Genomic DNA, 2767 nt, shown 5'->3' on the forward strand with positions numbered 1-2767 from the left:
TATCGAATTCTTTCAAAATACTGGAAATCTGATTCGCACTGAATTGTTTCTTTTTCATAATATATAATCCTAAATTTAAACTTTTTGTCTAAATTATAGTCGTACTATTTATGGGGGAGTTTACAAGACGAACAAATTTGTCCAACTTTTTGTTGCAAGTTCATAAATTTAAGTTGTAAAGTATCAATAAATCGGCTACAAAAATAACTTAAATTTATGATATAAAGTTTAAAACCTTTATCCATGAATAAACAGCAACAGCAAGTCAAGGCTCTCAAAGATTGGCTTAAAATCTATTTAGAATTAATATAAATAATATATATTTGCATAAATATTAACACAATGAAATTAAAATTACTCCTAAATTTACTGGTATTCTTTGCACTCTTTATTTCCTTAAATTCCTGTAGAACTGAAGATAATGTTTTAGAGAATAAAAATTCTAAAGCATTAGTTAATAATCAAAAGATATTAGATATGGATGTAGACAATGCTATCCAGTATACTTATTATAATGATTTGAATCTTAAAAATAATAAATACCTTACAGGGAAAATAGAATTTAGATTAAGATCAAATTTAATAAAATATGAAGATGGTGACAGGGGTATTATTTACCCAGTAGTAAAAAATAATAAAGTAGAGAGTATACTATTAGGTATTTTAAATACCGAAGGTAAAAAAGTAAACTTCTTTGAATTAAAAGATAAAGAGTATGAAAAGACAAAAAACATCTTTAGTGTACAATACGATATCAATAAAAGAAAATTAAACAACATAAATTTTATTGCAAGTGAGAATAAATTTTGTGCTGAACTACCAGAGGATATCTGTAGAGCTCTTGGAATTCCTATAGATCCTGTTAATATAACTAAACCTAAAAAACCTGTCAATCCTCTATTTCCTGAAGACCTGCCCGTGCCATTTAAACCTGGGATATTTGAAACGCCAGCGGATATGAATTCCGCAGATATATTTATAATTCAAAATATAAATGATAGTCAGATAAAGAATAATAAATGCGCGAATGCTGTTTATCAAAAATTAAAAAGCAAGGGAGGGCTTTTCAATAATTTATTGGGTAAATTCAATAAGAAAAATATTGTGAAATTAAGCTTTGAAATTAAAAAAATACCGTCAACCAAAGGCTTTGTATTAGGATATACAGATCAAAGTAATGTTAAAAATGGATTACTAACTATAAGTATCAATTCAGAAGCTTTGGCTTCCTCGGAATTAGGAATCGCAAAAACTTTTGTTCATGAAATGTTACACGCTAAGATGTTTTTGGATTTAATAAATTCAGGTTGGAAAGGAGACCCTGATTTAATTAGAAAAATAAATCCTTCAACTTTACCTACTTTATTGGAAGAGTATAGAAAAAATGCATTTGGTTCTGAAATTCCACAACATGAGTTTATGAGTAAGTTTTATATCAAAAAATTAACAAATGCTTTAGCACAGTTTGATGAATTAAAACAAGATCGCTCAGTTTATGAAAATCTTGCTTGGACGGGGTTAGAAGGTACAGAAATGTATAAATCTTTTTCTCAATCAAAAAAGGACGAAGTCGCTAAAGTTAGAGATGCTAATTATAAAAGAGGGACATGCACAAAATAAAGTTTTTAATACTAAGTTTTATTTTCTCAAGCTGTATAAATAAAGTATATGGACAAAATAATAAAACTAATTTTTATTATAAAATAGGTAAAGTTGAAGGAATCTATTTCACCAATGGTACAAGTATAGAGAAAAAAAAATATTTGCAAATATTAAATGATTTTGAAAACAAATTGAAAAAATACAACAATGGTTATCAAGATTACTATAGAAACTATATGATATATGATTCACCAAGATTATTTCCAAAATTCAAAGGGAAAAGATTAGAAGTTGAATTATACCCTAAAAAACTATTATCTAAAGAAAGCAGAGAAAAACGATATTATTCTTTAGTTCCTGCAAATACAAAAATTTATAAAATAACATATTACTTCGAATCTAAAGATAAAAATAATTTGATTATTTGGGAAAGTAAAGTAGGTCTAGTAGAATAATATGTAATAGCCCCGACTTAATCTGTCAGATTAAGTCGGGGCTATTACAATCCATCTCACTTTGGAGAATTTATTCCACCACCTGAGTATGAAGTGTCTTGAGAAAATTACTAACATCCTCTTCAGTCTTGAATTGGCTTAAAAAATCCTTACTCAATACATCTTGAGGTACTTGACTTTCAAAATTTTTGTTTGACTCCATTTTGATCATGCTTTTATATTAAAATTAATAATCCGAAGATAAACTCCCGAATTACCATTTACACAATCTTATGGACGGTGCCCCTTTATTATCTCTTAGTTCATTAATGGAGAAGAAATAAATGTTTTCTTCGATAGTGTTGCTTCCATCCCTTTGATAAACTCCAATAACTACAGGAGTTTTTATTAAGTCTTGCATATTGAGGTGTTTTTCTAGATCAGTGCATTTAAAATTAAAAAAATAACTGCTCGCTTTCACTACCCAGACCCCCATAAAAACTTCTGCATTTAATGTCCACTTGAATATTTCGCCGATTCCGAATTAGAAAATCTCCCCTAGTAATTGTTTTTGCGTATAGAGTTTAAAACTATTTTTATTTTGATTGACTTCTTCAATAATAAGTCCTTTATCACTAGCTTGTTTTTTAAAAAGCTCTTGTGCCTTTATTCCTGCACGGTACCAATCTTAGAATAGGTTTTTATAGTTTTCATGACCTGCTACCTTGAAA

Annotated in this window: 3 protein-coding genes; 2 read left to right on the forward strand and 1 reads right to left on the reverse strand. The window is 28.2% G+C overall.

From position 1 onward, the window contains the following. The first annotated feature begins 342 nt into the window (after positions 1-342). Together GNY06_RS00265 and GNY06_RS00270 are read left to right on the forward strand one after the other, a co-directional pair. Positions 343-1620 (forward strand): hypothetical protein, encoded by a 1278-nt coding sequence (locus GNY06_RS00265; protein ID WP_166518303.1) that lies wholly within the window; start codon positions 343-345, stop codon positions 1618-1620. Then, a complete protein-coding gene (locus GNY06_RS00270) occupies positions 1608-2057 on the forward strand; it encodes a hypothetical protein (protein WP_166518304.1) in 450 nt (149 codons plus the stop codon). Before GNY06_RS00265 ends, GNY06_RS00270 begins: the two co-directional genes overlap by 13 nt. A gap of 70 nt (positions 2058-2127) precedes the next feature. Here GNY06_RS00270 and GNY06_RS14480 read toward each other — a convergent pair whose 3' ends face one another. After that, positions 2128-2259: a hypothetical protein gene (locus GNY06_RS14480; protein WP_262885024.1), complete on the reverse strand. Its 132-nt coding sequence runs from the start codon at positions 2257-2259 to the stop codon at positions 2128-2130. Positions 2260-2767: the final 508 nt, after the last annotated feature.

The sequence above is a fragment of the Elizabethkingia argenteiflava genome (genome assembly GCF_009904105.1).
Taxonomy (GTDB): domain Bacteria; phylum Bacteroidota; class Bacteroidia; order Flavobacteriales; family Weeksellaceae; genus Elizabethkingia; species Elizabethkingia argenteiflava.

Bases quoted from the DNA above. Each gene is read 5' to 3' on its own strand.
- GNY06_RS00265 (WP_166518303.1), top strand. From the start codon at position 343: ATGAAATTAAAATTACTCCTAAATTTACTGGTATTCTTTGCACTCTTT.
- GNY06_RS00270 (WP_166518304.1), top strand. From the start codon at position 1,608: ATGCACAAAATAAAGTTTTTAATACTAAGTTTTATTTTCTCAAGCTGT.
- GNY06_RS14480 (WP_262885024.1), bottom strand. From the start codon at position 2,259: ATGGAGTCAAACAAAAATTTTGAAAGTCAAGTACCTCAAGATGTATTG.